The 14,557-nt window shown below is 38.1% G+C and carries 15 protein-coding genes, 1 tRNA gene and 2 pseudogenes; 3 read left to right on the top strand and 15 right to left on the bottom strand.

The genetic code is table 11. From position 1 onward, the window contains the following. The first annotated feature begins 44 nt into the window (after positions 1-44). Both argH and serC read left to right on the top strand, forming a co-directional pair. Positions 45-1,418 carry an argininosuccinate lyase gene (argH, locus tag A9G42_RS01375; RefSeq protein WP_065652425.1) on the top strand — a complete coding sequence of 458 codons (1,374 nt, stop codon included), beginning with the start codon at positions 45-47 and terminating at the stop codon, positions 1,416-1,418. 215 nt (positions 1,419-1,633) lie between these two features. Next, positions 1,634-2,719, top strand: coding sequence for a 3-phosphoserine/phosphohydroxythreonine transaminase (gene serC, locus A9G42_RS01370; RefSeq protein ID WP_065652424.1), 1,086 nt, complete (start codon positions 1,634-1,636; stop codon positions 2,717-2,719). A 66-nt stretch (positions 2,720-2,785) separates the two neighbouring features. Here the strand turns inward: serC and A9G42_RS01365 are convergent, their stop codons facing one another. Continuing rightward, the gene (locus A9G42_RS01365; protein WP_065652423.1) at positions 2,786-3,145 is read right to left on the bottom strand and encodes a DUF4156 domain-containing protein; all 360 of its coding nucleotides are present in this window, start codon (positions 3,143-3,145) and stop codon (positions 2,786-2,788) included. Positions 3,146-3,365: 220 nt separating this feature from the next. On the opposite strand from A9G42_RS01365, the gene A9G42_RS01360 reads away from it, so the two are divergent. Continuing rightward, positions 3,366-3,442, top strand: a tRNA-Ile gene (locus A9G42_RS01360). A 138-nt stretch (positions 3,443-3,580) separates the two neighbouring features. On the opposite strand, the gene A9G42_RS14605 is transcribed toward A9G42_RS01360, so the two are convergent. The 14 genes and pseudogenes from A9G42_RS14605 to A9G42_RS01300 all read right to left on the bottom strand — a co-directional run bounded on the left by A9G42_RS14605 (position 3,581) and on the right by A9G42_RS01300 (position 14,500). Next, positions 3,581-3,796, bottom strand: coding sequence for an ogr/Delta-like zinc finger family protein (locus tag A9G42_RS14605; protein WP_081301545.1), 216 nt, complete (start codon positions 3,794-3,796; stop codon positions 3,581-3,583). A gap of 63 nt (positions 3,797-3,859) precedes the next feature. Next, positions 3,860-4,933: a phage late control D family protein gene (locus tag A9G42_RS01355; RefSeq protein WP_065652422.1), complete on the bottom strand. Its 1,074-nt coding sequence runs from the start codon at positions 4,931-4,933 to the stop codon at positions 3,860-3,862. Next, positions 4,930-5,346, bottom strand: coding sequence for a phage tail protein (locus A9G42_RS01350; RefSeq protein WP_065579654.1), 417 nt, complete (start codon positions 5,344-5,346; stop codon positions 4,930-4,932). The genes A9G42_RS01355 and A9G42_RS01350 overlap by 4 nt, the downstream gene beginning before the upstream one ends. Position 5,347: 1 nt before the next feature. Further along, on the bottom strand, positions 5,348-8,269 hold the full coding sequence (locus tag A9G42_RS01345) for a phage tail tape measure protein (RefSeq protein ID WP_065652421.1): 2,922 nt from the start codon (positions 8,267-8,269) through the stop codon (positions 5,348-5,350). After that, positions 8,262-8,381, bottom strand: a complete 120-nt coding sequence (locus A9G42_RS13105) for a GpE family phage tail protein (RefSeq protein ID WP_082211750.1) — start codon at positions 8,379-8,381, stop codon at positions 8,262-8,264. Before A9G42_RS13105 ends, A9G42_RS01345 begins: the two co-directional genes overlap by 8 nt. Positions 8,382-8,389: 8 nt before the next feature. Further along, positions 8,390-8,689, bottom strand: coding sequence for a phage tail assembly protein (locus A9G42_RS01340; RefSeq protein ID WP_065652420.1), 300 nt, complete (start codon positions 8,687-8,689; stop codon positions 8,390-8,392). Positions 8,690-8,756: 67 nt separating this feature from the next. Then, positions 8,757-9,269 carry a phage major tail tube protein gene (locus A9G42_RS01335; protein WP_065579651.1) on the bottom strand — a complete coding sequence of 171 codons (513 nt, stop codon included), beginning with the start codon at positions 9,267-9,269 and terminating at the stop codon, positions 8,757-8,759. 11 nt (positions 9,270-9,280) lie between these two features. Then, a complete protein-coding gene (locus A9G42_RS01330) occupies positions 9,281-10,456 on the bottom strand; it encodes a phage tail sheath protein (RefSeq protein WP_065652419.1) in 1,176 nt (391 codons plus the stop codon). Between the two features lie 127 nt (positions 10,457-10,583). Beyond that, complete coding sequence (locus A9G42_RS01325; RefSeq protein ID WP_065652418.1) at positions 10,584-10,982, bottom strand: tail fiber assembly protein; 399 nt, start codon at positions 10,980-10,982, stop codon at positions 10,584-10,586. 490 nt (positions 10,983-11,472) lie between these two features. Continuing rightward, positions 11,473-11,940 (bottom strand): annotated as a pseudogene (locus A9G42_RS14600) (phage tail protein); the annotation flags it as partial. 83 nt (positions 11,941-12,023) lie between these two features. Further along, positions 12,024-12,626 (bottom strand): annotated as a pseudogene (locus A9G42_RS01315) (phage tail protein I); the annotation flags it as partial. Further along, complete coding sequence (locus tag A9G42_RS01310) at positions 12,616-13,527, bottom strand: baseplate assembly protein (RefSeq protein WP_065652415.1); 912 nt, start codon at positions 13,525-13,527, stop codon at positions 12,616-12,618. The gene A9G42_RS01310 and the pseudogene A9G42_RS01315, both read right to left, overlap by 11 nt. After that, the gene (locus A9G42_RS01305; RefSeq protein ID WP_065579645.1) at positions 13,515-13,868 is read right to left on the bottom strand and encodes a GPW/gp25 family protein; all 354 of its coding nucleotides are present in this window, start codon (positions 13,866-13,868) and stop codon (positions 13,515-13,517) included. Before A9G42_RS01305 ends, A9G42_RS01310 begins: the two co-directional genes overlap by 13 nt. Beyond that, the gene (locus A9G42_RS01300; RefSeq protein WP_065652414.1) at positions 13,865-14,500 is read right to left on the bottom strand and encodes a phage baseplate assembly protein V; all 636 of its coding nucleotides are present in this window, start codon (positions 14,498-14,500) and stop codon (positions 13,865-13,867) included. Before A9G42_RS01300 ends, A9G42_RS01305 begins: the two co-directional genes overlap by 4 nt. Between the last annotated feature and the right edge of the window lie 57 nt (positions 14,501-14,557).

Here is a 14,557-nt window from a genome sequence, read left to right as displayed (position 1 = left end):
TTGTACTTGTTTAACTAGTTATTAAAAATAATATAGAGGTAATTATGGCATTATGGGGTGGGCGTTTTAGCCAAGCGGCAGATCAACAATTTAAGCATTTTAATGATTCATTGCGCTTTGACTATCGTCTTGCAGAGCAAGATATCATTGGTTCAATTGCTTGGTCGAAAGCATTGGTGACTGTTAACGTTATATCTTATGATGAGCAAAAAAAGTTAGAAAAAGCTTTGAACGAATTACTGGTTTTGGTACAACAAGATCCCAATCAGATTTTACAAAGTGATGCTGAAGATATACACAGTTGGGTGGAGCAAAAACTGATCGAAAAAATTGGTGATTTGGGTAAAAAATTGCATACAGGTCGAAGTCGCAACGATCAATCAGCCACTGACCTAAAACTATGGTGTAAAGATCAAATTCCTTATTTAATTAATACCATTAATCAATTGCGACAATCTCTTGTTACAACTGCAAAACAACATCAAAATGCCGTTATGCCTGGTTATACCCATCTACAGCGAGCACAACCAATCACATTTGCACATTGGTGTTTAGCTTATTTTGAAATGCTCACCCGTGATGTTAGTCGTTTACAAGATACCTTAAAACGCTTAGATGTAAGCCCATTAGGGACAGGTGCATTGGCTGGAACTGCTTATCCCATGGATCGTGATCAATTAGCAAATTGGTTAGGTTTTTCGATAGCAACAAATAATAGTTTAGATTCGGTGTCTGATCGAGATCACATTCTTGAGCTATTAAATAATGCTTCAATTGGTATGGTGCATCTATCACGTTTTGCTGAAGATCTTATCATTTTCAACAGTGGTGAAGCTAACTTTGTTGAATTATCTGATCGCGTTACTTCGGGCTCGTCACTTATGCCACAAAAAAAGAATCCCGATGCATTAGAACTAATTCGTGGCAAAGTAGGTCGAGTGACTGGCGCATTAACTGGAGCGCTTATGACCTTGAAAGGTTTACCGCTTGCTTATAATAAAGATCTACAAGAAGATAAAGAACATCTATTTGATGCACTGGATACTTGGCATGAATGTTTAGATATTGCCATATTAGTATTAGAAGATATTAAAATTAACTATGCAAACTGCCAAGAAGCGGCTAAACAAGGTTATTCCAATGCGACCGAACTTGCTGATTATTTAGTTGCCAAAGGTATACCATTTCGGGAAGCACATCATATTGTTGGTGAAGCAGTAATTGATGCAATCATCAAGAAAAAGGCACTTGAAGAGCTCTCGCTTGAGGAATTACAGAAATTTAGCCCTGTTATTGGTAATGACGTTTATTCAATATTATCGTTAGAATCATGCTTAGCCAAACGTTGCGCTAAAGGAGGGGTTTCACCACAACAAGTCAAATTAGCAATTAAAAATGCAAAGCAACAATTATCCTAGTCTTTTCACTCTTCTTCATAACTATGCCGGCATTTGCCGGTATTTTTATACCAATTAAATCAATAATGCTATGTAAAGCAATAGCTTTTGATTACAGGAATAAAATAGCCAAAAGGTATAGACTTATGCATCTTTTTCTTAAAAAATTTGATTGTATATCTGTTAAGTCGGTGTAAAAATAGAATTCTTTTTTGAATGGATTAAAGTGAATTGTTATGAATAAAAGTTATAATTTTAGTGCAGGTCCAGCAAAATTACCTGCAGATGTATTAAAACAAGTTCAAACTGAGTTATTGAATTGGCATAATACAGGTGCATCGGTGATGGAATTGAGCCATAGAGGTAAAGATTTTGATGCTTGTGCTGTTGAAGCTTCTAACGACCTGCGTGAAATATTAGATATCCCCAATAATTACAAAATTCTCTATTGCCAAGGTGGTGCTAGAGCACAATTTGCTGCAGTGCCATTAAATATTTTAGGCAATAAAACCAATGCAGACTATATCAATAGCGGTTATTGGAGCCAGTGTGCTGCTAAAGAAGCCAGTAAATATTGCCAAATTCACGAGCAAAATGTGGTCATAAAGCAAAATGGATTAACCGCTATCAAACCTATGTCAGAATGGCAATTAAATGATGATTCTGCTTATGTACATTATTGTCCCAACGAAACAATTGATGGTATTGAAATTTTTGAAGAGCCTAATTTTGGTAATAAAACAGTCGTTGCCGATCTATCATCATGCATATTATCACAACCAATTGATATAAGCCGATATGGCATCATTTATGCGGGTGCCCAAAAAAACATTGGTCCATCAGGTATTACTATTGTTATTGTGCGTGAAGATCTAATCGGTCATGCACAAAAAATGTTACCATCAATATTAGATTACAAAATTTTAATGGATAACGATTCTATGTTTAATACACCGCCTACCTTTGCATGGTACCTGTCGGGTTTAGTGTTTAAATGGATAAAAAAACTTGGTGGACTAAAAGCGATGCAGCAACGTAACCAAGTCAAAGCGCAATCGCTATACCAATATATCGACCAATCTAATTTTTACCGAAATACGGTTGCAACCGTTAACAGATCAATTATGAATGTCACTTTTTTATCACCAAATGAAGGGCTAGATAAAAAATTTGTAAGCGAAGCAAGCCAAGCTAACATTATTGGTATTAAAGGGCATCGAATTGCTGGAGGAATGCGTGCATCAATTTATAACGCTATGGATCAAGAAGGGGTGAATTATTTAATTGACTTTATGCAGCAATTTGAAAAACAAAATAGCTGAAAGCTATATAAGTAGTGACGCCAATTAAAAAAGGAAAGGTAGGACCTCCCTTTTTAATTAGCTAGCCTATTTGCAACTATATACTTCACCAACCATAACTGCATCTGTTGGTGCAATATCTGAAATATATTGCATAGAAGTATCTTGCGCATTATAAATCACATTACCACCCATCGTAGCCGCTTTGTTCATAAGGTCTGATGCCGCATCGCGAATAAGTTCACTATGTGTTTTAAGTCCAGAAAAGAAACTGCTACGACGTCCCTCTATTTTCCCCAAAAACTGGCAAGAATCTGCAGGCTTAGTATCAATAAATTGAACTTGGCGACCAGCAGCAGTTGGTTGATATTTATCGCTACTACACGCACCTAAAAGCAAAGTTGCTAACATTACAACACCAACAAATACTGATTTTTTGATAGACATAATATTTCCTTAGCCAATATAACAAAAAATAATAATGAGCCAAGTTATTGTATCAGTTTCATTAAGCAAAAAATATTAGTAATTAAGCGAGAGGAAAACTTTATAAATACATTTCAGATTAAGAAATAATCAAACTAACCTAGTTTATTAATTAATTATAGCAAATTCGATTTAACTCTATTATAATCGCAACCCTACTAACTTAGTAGCACGCCGAAATGGCCCCTTAGCTCAGTTGGTCAGAGCAGTCGACTCATAATCGATTGGTCACTGGTTCAAGTCCAGTAGGGGCCACCAATAAAACCTATTTAAATCAAGAAATTACATCAAATAATCAACATTAGCAAACTAACTTATTTTCTTAAGTGGCGGTGAAATGGCGGTTGAGTTTCTGATTGGTTGGGCTGTATTTTATTGCACAACCCACATTTACCATTAATTTAGTTGATGATGGCGGTTTGAAGAAAACGGTATTTTTACATTCGGATCAGGGCATGCGCTGGGTACGATTGTTTCTGAGACAGATTGCAATACTGTAAATGAGTGACAACAGTAAATATTTGTACATTGCCGATATTGTTTACGAGTTATATTGCTGAGTTCTTCGCTAGTTCTAATCGTTGTTTTTGATCTACAGTGTGGGCATTTCATCGATACTTTACCTCTTCTTTAATTTTTAGTTAATTTTATATTAACTTTTAATTAAATCCAGTATTATTCATTTTCTTCTTTGGGTTTTTCGTCATCACCTAATTTAATTTCTAGCTCAACGTAGGTGGTATAACCACTGTTTGTGTCTAAGCTGTGTGTGCAACGGGTTATTGTCCATAGCGTGGAGTCGATTTCCTTTTTGAATCCGTCAACCGATGCGGGCATTTCTGGGTAAATATCGGGGCGACCTTCGGCAAGGTTGATGCTAAATTGTGATGCACCGCGTTGTAATTTGTACCATTCATTATGAGCCGCTCGGTATGCATTTTGTTTTGATGCATAGGTATGTCGCAGTATTTTTACGTTTCCGTCAGCGCCAGCAAGTACGCTGTTTTCATCTTTGCTTGTTTGGTTGTTTTTGGGTTTTGTTTTTCGAGTTGCCTTGGCTTGCTGTTTTTTTTGTTGCCGGTAGTCAATCCAATACGCTTTTACACCAGTGTAAGCATTTCTATCAGCAATAGCAAAACGATGCTGATCGCCAAGTTTACGGGTGATTGTTGTTGTCGGGATGTCTTGACCATTTACTGTTTTTGCCAATCCTTTTTTGAAAATAATCAGCATGCCGTTTTTTAATGTTACAGCCGCATTAAAATCATTACATAAACGGGTTAAGAATGATGCGTCAGATTCGTTGGTTTGATCTATATGGGCAATGTGTTCATACTCTATGCTATTATCTATTCTGTATTGTAGATCGTGCCGCTTTGCGATTTCTTGAGTTATTGCTCCTAGCGTTGTGCTGGAGTAACTTTTTTCAAGCTTTTCATTTAATGAGTCACGTAAATTGGCGCTTTTTCCCCTAATTGATAGTACGTCTGGCGTTCCTGAGTGCTCGCACTCGTCAATAGTGAAGATGTTTTGTAATATAACATTATCATTAACCCAGCCTAATGATACGCTAATTTGAATCCCCCGTTTGGGCAGTTCAAGCTTGCCGTCGCTATCATCTAGTTCAATCGATATGGTGTCAGCATCTAACCCTCGATTGTCAGTAATTTGCATTGAGATTAGGCGTTTGTCAAAATTCGATGTAATATCTTTATCATCAATAGTAATGGTGTAGGTTGGTTGTTTCATATCATTCCTATAATATCAGCGAAAGGTAACCAGTCGGGAGGGTCAACTTTTGTTAGTGATATAGTGAATTCAATTTTACGAGGCGCACCATCTTTAAAAAATTCGGTTTTTGTTTTTTTTAAGTTAGTCATTACAAAAAAGCCAAGTGGTATGCCAGATCCTTCGATTAATGGCCATGAATAGCCAAGGTCGGCCATTCTTTCTAAAAGTGCTAAACTTAATCTACCCCCCGTTAATTCTGGATACAATACGCCAGATAAGGTTATTGTTTCGTTATCACGACCAATAAATTGTAATGCTGAACGCTGATTTACCCGTGAATTAGCTGGGAACCGCCAGTCTTTGTTTTCTTCTGCAGTCTGATAGGGTATTGTTTTTAAGCTGAAAACAAATAAACCATAACACATCATCATATTAATCGATATCCCTTAAACTTGATCGGTAGCGCGCTGACTGATTACGCTCACGCCGTTCTATCTCTTTAGCCACGCAACGTGCTAGTTCTTGTTCATTCATGCCCGGCGCGGCATTGATTGTTATATAATATTGTGATACGCCAGAAGCTCCACTGATAGGGCGGCGATTATCAACGACAACGCCATTTGAGAGTTGTGAGCCTGTTGTTATTATGTCATTTGCAAATCGTTTAATTTTATGAATTGCATCATCTTGATTACCCTCAATGCCATTGATATAACCATCAACAGTATGACTACCAAATTTTGCAAATAAACGCGAAGGTGAGTGAATATCTAATGTATTTTTAAATCGGTTGCTGATTTTTTTTCCAAGTTGGTTCATTGAGCGCAATGCCTCGCTTTGGTTATGTTCGATGCCGTGTATATAACCGTCGATTGTATAACCACCAAACTTAGAAAAAACTCTTGATGGGGAATGAATATCTAGTGTGTTTTTAAACCAGTTGCCAATATTGGTGCCAAGATTTGATACTGCTTTTTTTGTTTCATCCCATTTATTGTTGATTCCTGTGATGACCCCATTAGAAATATCAGAGCCGATTCTAGATAATTTATTAAATATGCTGTTTTCGCCAGTAAATGCCGCTTCAATCTTTTGAGACATATCATTTATTTTTGTAGGGATTAATTGTATAAAGTCAATAATATCTTTAATTTTTAAGTATAGTTTGTTTAACATACTTAAAGGCCATCGAATTGCCTCGCCGACACTTCTCCCAAAAGATTTGCCTGATTCTTTTGCATTTTTGAACTCTTCTTTTGTTAACTTTACTGGTTCAAACAGTTCACAAAACCAATTTATTAAGCTACTTATTTTTTCTCCAAGCCATTTAAATCCGTCACCGATTGTTGTAACAAACGGTTCAAGGTATGAAAATTCTTCAGCTACGGGCGATAATGATTCTTTTAATCCCTCCCAAAATCCAATAAACCAAGCTTTAATTGGCTCCCAGTATTTACGAATTACCAATGCGGCAATAACAATAACAGCAATTATTGCCGTAATTGCCAACCCGATTGGAGTAAATAAAAAAGCGCGACCAACAGAAGTAAATATGAACCCTAAGCTTTTTAACGCGGCTCCAAGGGTTTTTATCGGTGACCCTGCTATTGAAAGTAAAGCACGTCCAAGCGTTTTCAATCCACCACCGGCTATATTTGTTTTAGTGAATAAACCACCCAGAGACAACCCTAATCGTGATAATATAAATCGGGTCATCAACATTGGACCAAATATACTCATTATCATTATTGCAAATGCACCAAATGCAGTAGTAATTGTTGCTAGCCCCGCACCAATAACAACCAATGCTTTACTTACCGCTGGATGTTTTTTGAGAAACTCACCAAATCCATGTAATAAATTAGTTAGACCTTGAACAGCTTTACGTAGCCAGTCATTATTTTTTTCGAATAGTTCAACGCTGATGTTTTCAAATGCAGCATGTAGCATTGTCATATCACCGGCTAAGTTGTCGAGTTTTATTTTTGCTACTTTTGCGGCTTCGCCTTTTGAATTATATAATTCTCGACGCATGGCTTGGAATTCCCCTGTTTCAACGGTTGCCATTAATTCGTTAAATCCAGTAACTCCGATTTGTCCTGCAATATCTTTATATATCGCCGCTCGTTGCACGTTGCCCATGTGAGATGTAGCTTTTTGTATTTCTTCAAATATATCTCCAAGATCTCTCATGTTGCCGTTTTTATCTGCAGTTTTTATTTCCAGTTTTTTAACCGTGTTACTATTACCAATTCTAATTAGAACTTGTCGAAGAGATGTACCTGCTTGGCTACCTTGAATACCAGCGTTACCTAGTAGCGCAGTAGCGGTAGTTAGTGTTTCCAAACTTTGACCGTATTGCTGAGAAATACCAGCAGTATACTTAAGGGATTCCCCCAACATTCGAATGTCAACATTATTGCGTGTGAATGCGGCAGTTAAGGCATCAGATACTTTCCCCATTTCTTCTGCTGGAATGCGCATTGCTTTTTGTATGTTTGAAGATATATCGGCGGTAGTTGCTAAATCAAGATCACCAGCGGCGGCAAGGTTCAACACATGAGGCATTGCTTTTAATATTTGATCTGGATTATATCCCGTTCTGCCTAAAAAATATTGTCCTTGAGCTACCTCGCTATCAGTAAATTTAGAGACTAATGGCAATTCTCGTGCTTGTTTTCGTAGTGCTAACATACGAGGATCGTTTTTATCGTCAATTCTGGTTACCGCTTGCGTTGCGCTCATGCTAGCGTCAAATTCGTATCCGACATGTAGCAGATTTTTCATACCTCTGGCTACTGTTTTCCCGGTCGATAGGGCACCATAGCCAACTCCACCAAGTACCGCCATGCGTTGCATGCCTATATCGTATTTTGAGCGAATTTGGCTTATTTTTTGTTGACGTATGTTTAATTGTTTTAATCGCTCTGATTGCTGCCCAATGCTTTGATTGACGCTTGTTATTTGGTTTTTTAATGTAATTTGATGTTGTGTTAAATTTTTAGTGCTAATTCCAGATTGGTGTAACTCTGCACGCAATGGTGTTAATTTATCTTTTAATTTTTTTGTTTCTGCGGTTGCCTTATTAAATTCACGTTGTAACGCCTTTGTCGGTGTCGTAGTGTTTTTAAGTTCAATCGCTAATGACTTAGCTTTATTTTTTGCCTCTTCAAACTGTTTTCTTAACTGAACAAAGCCATCAACATTTTTTTGAGTGTTGTTAAGTTTGTTTAATTGATTACGAGTGTCTTTTAATTGTTGAGCCAGCTCCTTAGCCCCACCCATAACATTGCGAAGCGGCCGACTTGTTTTATCTATGCCGTTTAACGTAATTTTTAATTGTAAATCATTCATCAGATGCGCCGCTTCTTAGGCGAGCTTGTCCTCGCCATTCCATTAGTTCAGATAGGGTAAATTCATACATAGCAGACGGTTGCCAATGAAAAATTGAAGCAATATCTGCCATTGCATCGTCTACTCTGGCTGGGATTCCGTCGTTACATCGTTCGATGTCGTAGACAAAAAAACAGCAATAACTTGTGTGATAGCTGATAAGTCAATTAAATCTAGATTGAAAACTTCGTGCTCTGCAATGGTGGGCGTTGTGATACGCGGTAATACTTTTGCGAGTGAATCAATATCCAGCTCAATAAAGTCAACTAATTTAATTCCACGTAAATCACCCGTTAATGGCTTGCGGATTGTTAATTCTGTGATAGTGTTTTTACCTGATTGTAGTCCTGATTTTAATTTAACTTGTTGTGTATTTTGCATAACTTTTACCCTCGTGTTAGTGATAGTTGTGATAGCCCTTGCGGGCTATGTTTTGTTTGTTGATTTTTTAAATTCCGATTGCGTGGCGAGCCTGCTTTAATCGGTCTTTTCCGCCAATTTTGTCAATCATATTGATAAAATCAATTTCGGCGCTTTCTTCGTTGTCGATAACTTCTTTATAGTAGGTGCAGTGTGTGGTAATCTTTGTTGAGTTGCTCTCACCTTGTTTGAGTTCACCGCGATCTTGTTCTTTGTGGCGACCCGTCATAATGATTTCGACTTTAGTGAAATCTTCACTATCATCTTTTTGATAAGCACCCGCAAAGCGTAATTTGACGCCATTTAATAAACCGCCGTGCTGTTTTAATACTTCGTAGGCAAGGCCGCCAATTGACCATTCTACAACTAAAGCGTCATCGTCATAGCCAAGGTCAATAGGGGCTGAACCAGGCATACCACCACCGCGGAAATTTTCAAGTTTGCGAGTTAGTTTTGGAGGCGTGAATGATTCAACCTGACCGATGTAAGAAGTACCGTTAACGTAAACGTTAAAGTATTTGAGTTTTTTAGGTAAAGCCATTGATTTTCTCCTTAACTGGTTGCCACTGAATTAGCTAAATCAACCAAATATTTATCAGTGATACGCTGACGTAACATTAGGTTTTCGAGTGGTGGTACTGGGGTATAGTCATAGTCAATATATAACTTACCCGCTTTTAAAATATCTGGCGTGTTCGCTTCAGGATCAAACCATGCTTTGCCATCAACAATGTAACCGTTCGATTTTAATTCACGGAATTTATTATTAATTGATTCGATCAAATCCTTGATTAGCGAAGCGTGCATTGGCGCATCAACTAAGGCAAATTGAGCCTCGGCAATGGTATCAGCCAATACTTGGGCTGTGCGCGTGTAGTTTTCAAATGCAAATAGGTTATCAGCGGAACAGGTGCGTGATCCCCAAAAACGGTAACCTTGGTTACAAATTAATGTGGTTACTTCATGTTCGTTTAGGTAATTTGAATCAGAGCTTTCTTCTTGCAAATCCCAAAAGACATCATGAGAAATACCCGTTACACCGTTAACGGTGACATTTGATAATGTTTTATGCCAGCCGACCTGTTGATCGATTTTGGCACGCAAGCCAATAGCCCTAGCAGTTGCGGCTAATGTGATGTTTTGTTTTTGTGTGGTGTCAAATCCAATAAAGTCTGGCCAAATTACCATGGCTTCACGGGCACCTAGCTGATCACGATAAAGTACGGCATCTTCTTTGTTTTTTGCTCCGTAAGCTGATAAGTAGCAAAATGCACGCAATTTTTGTGCTATTGATATTAATGCCGTAGCAACGGGCAGAGAATCATAACCAGGTACACCCAAAATACGTGGTTTAACTTTAAGTTGAGTTTGTGCCGAAAGTAGGGCTTTCATGCCTGTATATTTGCCGTCGCTGGTTGTTGTACCAATGATGTTTGCTGTTGTGTCGGCTTCTGTTGCACCTGCTTCAACACGCACAGCAACAATAACGGGTGAGCACTGATCGGCAATAGCTTCAAGCGTTGGTTTTAGTGTGCCTTGTGAACCTGCTTTACCAATAGCCGAATTTACATTAGTAATTAAAATAGGGGTGTTAAGTGGAAAATGGTTAGCGTCCGCATCATCGCCAGTACACACAATCCCAATAACAGCCGTTGAAACGGTTCTGATTGCTCGTGCACCTTCATTAATTTCAATGACTCGGACGCCGTGGTGGTAGTCGTTTGGCATAAGTTCTCCGGTGTTTTACGATTTTGTAAAATAAATGTACGGAGATAGTTGCACATTAAAAAAAATGGTGTTAGTTGTTCAGGTTGTAGATTTTGTTTTTACAAGTTGAATAGCTAACACCAATATTTTAAATATTGCGTGGTTGTTCTGGCCAATTGATATCAGACTGGTTAATATCGACACGCATTAACAATATTCGATATTTTTTCCATTGTTTAAGTTGCTCTTCTTCGTTTGCTTCTTGCATATCAAGATCAATGGTATCTTGAAGCACTGTTATTTTTTCATTTGCTTCATTGGTTAATTTTTGTTTTTTTGATTCATTTATTGCGATTACTTCTTTGGTTGTTAATACTCGTTTGACCGCAATTGGATAACCAGACTCATCGGGTTGTATAACTAAACCAGCACATTGTTTTTGTAATAATTCAGAATGATATTTATCAGCAATTATTATAGAATTTTTTGGCGGTTCACTAATATTAGAATCATAAAAGCCGTTTATTTTTGCATTATAAAATATCATTGTTTTATCTCCCGACTGCTATTACTTGTAATAAAGAATCAACATAAATATCCCCAACCTTACCAAACAATCTAACTGATTCTTGTGTATTGGGTAATGCACTAACTGCATGACATCCGTCCGCCCCGTCACTAGAAAGCGCAAAATAAAAGCTTTTTGGAAATGCAATCGGCAACGGTGCAACTGTACCGTTAATACCGTCGACACCAAAGAACATGGCCTTAAAACATTGAATAATAAGTCCGTCTGCACGCCGTAGAACAATTACAGAATCATTAATCTCATATTTGTAATCTGCTAAGCAGATCAATTCCGAACCGTTTAAAAGAGGACGTTGTTCGAACTCAGTTTTTTCACTCACACCAAAAATATATTCATGTCCATTTCTCTTTTTTAAGGCTGGTAATGCATTAATATCGACAGCATTTAAAACAATGTCTTGTTTTAATTCCTTGTTATTAATTTTGCGTGTGATTGGTACATTCTTTTTTATACTCTCGTCAACATATTCACGAGTAGCTAATACAACGGAAGGGTCGATTTTTAGTGCCACAGAATCAATATTATCAACAACAATAATCATTCTGATAACTTGAGTTCTGCCACTACCTTCGGCAAGTTTTGGCTTATAGGTTGATGGGCAGTTACCTACAGCTATTAAATTGCCTTTATCATCATACAGGCCGATTTCATGAATAAACCAACCGCCCTCATTTTCGGGTATCACTTGTTCAGCAATAATTTGGTTAGGGTTGTTTTTATCCACTGATAGAGAATTTAAGGATGCTCGGCGGACTTCGTTAACCAGTGCGGTTTGCGTGGCGATAGGTTTTGGTATCGAACCATTACCATCACCAACTGCCATGCTGGTTAATTTTAGCGGAATCCCTAACGCGGTTGCATTAGCTAATAGTTCTGCTCCCAATTTTGTTAATATTGTATAGTATGTTTGGCTCATGGTTTTATTCTCATTGTGTCGATAAAATGTATAGCCACACTTGAGTGGCGCTTAGATAAAGTAGATATCGTAGCTGTAATATAGGGATAAACATTAAGTGTATTAATGCAATGAATTGTTGCACATAAATGGCGTTTTGTTGTTGTATGGATGGTTTGAGTAATATACGGGTAGATACTCAATGTATTACCATCGTAACTGCTGGCACCCATAGCTGTGTTACCGCTTGTTACTAGTTGTAGTGATAAACCTGATAGATGCCTTGAAACGGGTTTAATATCATCAATAAGTCGACTCAACTCTTGATAGGATTCATCAGTAATACCTTTGTCTGATATGCCAATTTCAATTGCAAATGTGCCAGGTGTATTGTTGTTTTGCCACCATTCAATAATATTTATCAAATAGCCGAAAGGTTCAACCGCACGGCGGATGGCTTCTTTCGTGCCTTTTAACTTGTGAATTTCAAACGCTTCGGCAATAACTTTGCGTTTTGTTTGTTCTGGCCAGTTTTCATCCCAGCGATCAACGCTATATTGCCAAGCTAAATAAGGTAATAGTTCAAATGGGCATGTTTTTGGATCCCAAAGTGAACGTAAATGAATAGGTAGATCACAAATCATAGCTTGTGATAAATTTTTTTCAAGTTGAGTGGCAGAGGGGGGTAATAGCGTTCTATTCGTCATAACCGGCAACCTCAACATAATAGCTTGTGCAATAACTCGCTTGATCTCGATTGATTAATATATCTTGTACGGGTTGTAGTAATTCGACACGTTGCACACCAACTACATGTAATGCTGAAATAATGGCACTGCGATTAATTCTGCGCCCAATACGGTGCTTTTCGGTTATATATGCTTGTAAATTAGCAATTGCCGCTTTTTTGATGGGTTCTGATTCAGGACCTGGATATAAATAAAGTTTTGCGTTTATTTTATATTCAATCAATGTGACAGATTTCACAGTAACACGATCGGCAATGGGGCGGCGGTTGTCTTGATTGACAGCGTCAGCGACAGTACTAATCAGATCGTTACTGGCAATACCGTTATTTTCACGAGACAAAATGGCGAGCGTTACGCATGCAGGCGCGGGGCTTTCAGCGGCGGCATCTAGTACTCGACCATCCGCACTGCGGGCATAAAATTCATAAGCGGCACGAGGACCCGCGACAGATAAGCCCTCAAATGCCGCTTGAATTCGTAGCCTAAAATCACTATCTGATTCTTTAATTGCAGGAATTGATGGCGTGACAGTATTATCTGCGTGTTGAATGATTAAGCGATACACATGAAAGTTAGCCCCAAGATGATCTAAGTCATTGCCTTTAGCATGAGCAATCATTAATGCGTGTGATGCTTCGTTGATTCTTTGTCTTAAGATCAATTCATAATAGACACTTTCTTGTAGTAGTTTAACGATTGGCTCACTTTCATATTGCAATGTTTTAGCAACTTCGCTTTGCTGTTCTGCTGGATATAGCGATATAAACTTTTCTTTACGTTGAGCTAATAAAGCTTCAAAGCCTAGTGGTTCGATAATATCTGGTGCAGGTAGTTTTGATAAATCAGTTAACGTGGCCATGTTGCAATCTCTATGTCACTGGTAAAGGTTTGATTAGGCTTATCTGTGCGTGAGCCGGTTAATTGCATGGTTAGCTTTTCGTTATCGGCAAAAATATCAACTGCATCCAGTTTTATGCGTGGCTCCCATTGATTTAGTGCCATTACTGTCGCTGAAATGACACGCAATCTTGTTGCTTCGGTGTTTGGATTATCTAAAAGTAAAAATAAAAAAGAACCATAATCACGGCGCTCTATGCGTGAGCCTATCGGTGTTGTTAAAATATCTTTAACGGATTGGTTAATGTGATCCATATCCGTAATGGTTCGTCCATTTTGGCTGTTCATTCCGATATAACTCATTGTGGCCCTCCTGTTAGATCACTACCAACTTTGACGCCACTATGTTTATGCGTGTCGAGTACAACGCCGTTAGACGACAATTTGCCTTGCTGATGAATTACGTTTCCGGTTAATACCCCCGTATTACCGCTAACACCACCTGTTGCGCTAAATGATTTAAATGTCACATGGTCACTACATTCAACAAGTGGTGTATCAAGGTGGATTTTAGTACCCGCTTTAGCGGTGATTTGTTCACTTGCTTCAATAACTGCTGTTTTTATGCCTTTTATGGTTAAACTGCTGTTTTTCGGTTCATATTCAAATGTTGCACCGTCTGGAAATGTTACTAAATAAGCATCTTCTGAAGTTGATGGCGCAGGGTTATCATTACAATAAAGGCTTGGTAATACGCAACCAAGTTCAAGGTTACCGTTAGGGCTTAAAATAAATACTTGTTCACCAATAGAAGGACGCCACCACGATCGGCTTTTGCCAGCACGATGAGTAAACCATGGCAACCAAGCAGTAACTAATTTTCCAGAACGGACTTTTACCCGATCGCCTTTGGTTTGATAAACAACGCCTTGGCGGATCAGGTTTTCAATTTTTCGTAATATATCGACAAGGTCGGCAGGGTGATAATTTTGCATAGCGTTATCATTATTATTTATAAGCAAACAATAAAGCTTATCGACTTGTAAAATTGA

It is taken from the genome of Gilliamella sp. Nev6-6 (genome assembly GCF_001690605.1).
Classification (GTDB): Bacteria; Pseudomonadota; Gammaproteobacteria; order Enterobacterales; family Orbaceae; genus Gilliamella; species Gilliamella apicola_C.
Note: the sequence above shows the minus strand (reverse complement) of the source record. Positions and strands in the feature narration are given on the sequence as shown.

Bases quoted from the DNA above. Each gene is read 5' to 3' on its own strand.
- argH (WP_065652425.1), top strand. From the start codon at position 45: ATGGCATTATGGGGTGGGCGTTTTAGCCAAGCGGCAGATCAACAATTT.
- serC (WP_065652424.1), top strand. From the start codon at position 1,634: ATGAATAAAAGTTATAATTTTAGTGCAGGTCCAGCAAAATTACCTGCA.
- A9G42_RS01365 (WP_065652423.1), bottom strand. From the start codon at position 3,145: ATGTCTATCAAAAAATCAGTATTTGTTGGTGTTGTAATGTTAGCAACT.
- A9G42_RS14605 (WP_081301545.1), bottom strand. From the start codon at position 3,796: ATGAAATGCCCACACTGTAGATCAAAAACAACGATTAGAACTAGCGAA.
- A9G42_RS01355 (WP_065652422.1), bottom strand. From the start codon at position 4,933: ATGAAACAACCAACCTACACCATTACTATTGATGATAAAGATATTACA.
- A9G42_RS01350 (WP_065579654.1), bottom strand. From the start codon at position 5,346: ATGATGATGTGTTATGGTTTATTTGTTTTCAGCTTAAAAACAATACCC.
- A9G42_RS01345 (WP_065652421.1), bottom strand. From the start codon at position 8,269: ATGAATGATTTACAATTAAAAATTACGTTAAACGGCATAGATAAAACA.
- A9G42_RS13105 (WP_082211750.1), bottom strand. From the start codon at position 8,381: ATGGCAGATATTGCTTCAATTTTTCATTGGCAACCGTCTGCTATGTAT.
- A9G42_RS01340 (WP_065652420.1), bottom strand. From the start codon at position 8,689: ATGCAAAATACACAACAAGTTAAATTAAAATCAGGACTACAATCAGGT.
- A9G42_RS01335 (WP_065579651.1), bottom strand. From the start codon at position 9,269: ATGGCTTTACCTAAAAAACTCAAATACTTTAACGTTTACGTTAACGGT.
- A9G42_RS01330 (WP_065652419.1), bottom strand. From the start codon at position 10,456: ATGCCAAACGACTACCACCACGGCGTCCGAGTCATTGAAATTAATGAA.
- A9G42_RS01325 (WP_065652418.1), bottom strand. From the start codon at position 10,982: ATGATATTTTATAATGCAAAAATAAACGGCTTTTATGATTCTAATATT.
- A9G42_RS01310 (WP_065652415.1), bottom strand. From the start codon at position 13,527: ATGGCCACGTTAACTGATTTATCAAAACTACCTGCACCAGATATTATC.
- A9G42_RS01305 (WP_065579645.1), bottom strand. From the start codon at position 13,868: ATGAGTTATATCGGAATGAACAGCCAAAATGGACGAACCATTACGGAT.
- A9G42_RS01300 (WP_065652414.1), bottom strand. From the start codon at position 14,500: ATGCAAAATTATCACCCTGCCGACCTTGTCGATATATTACGAAAAATT.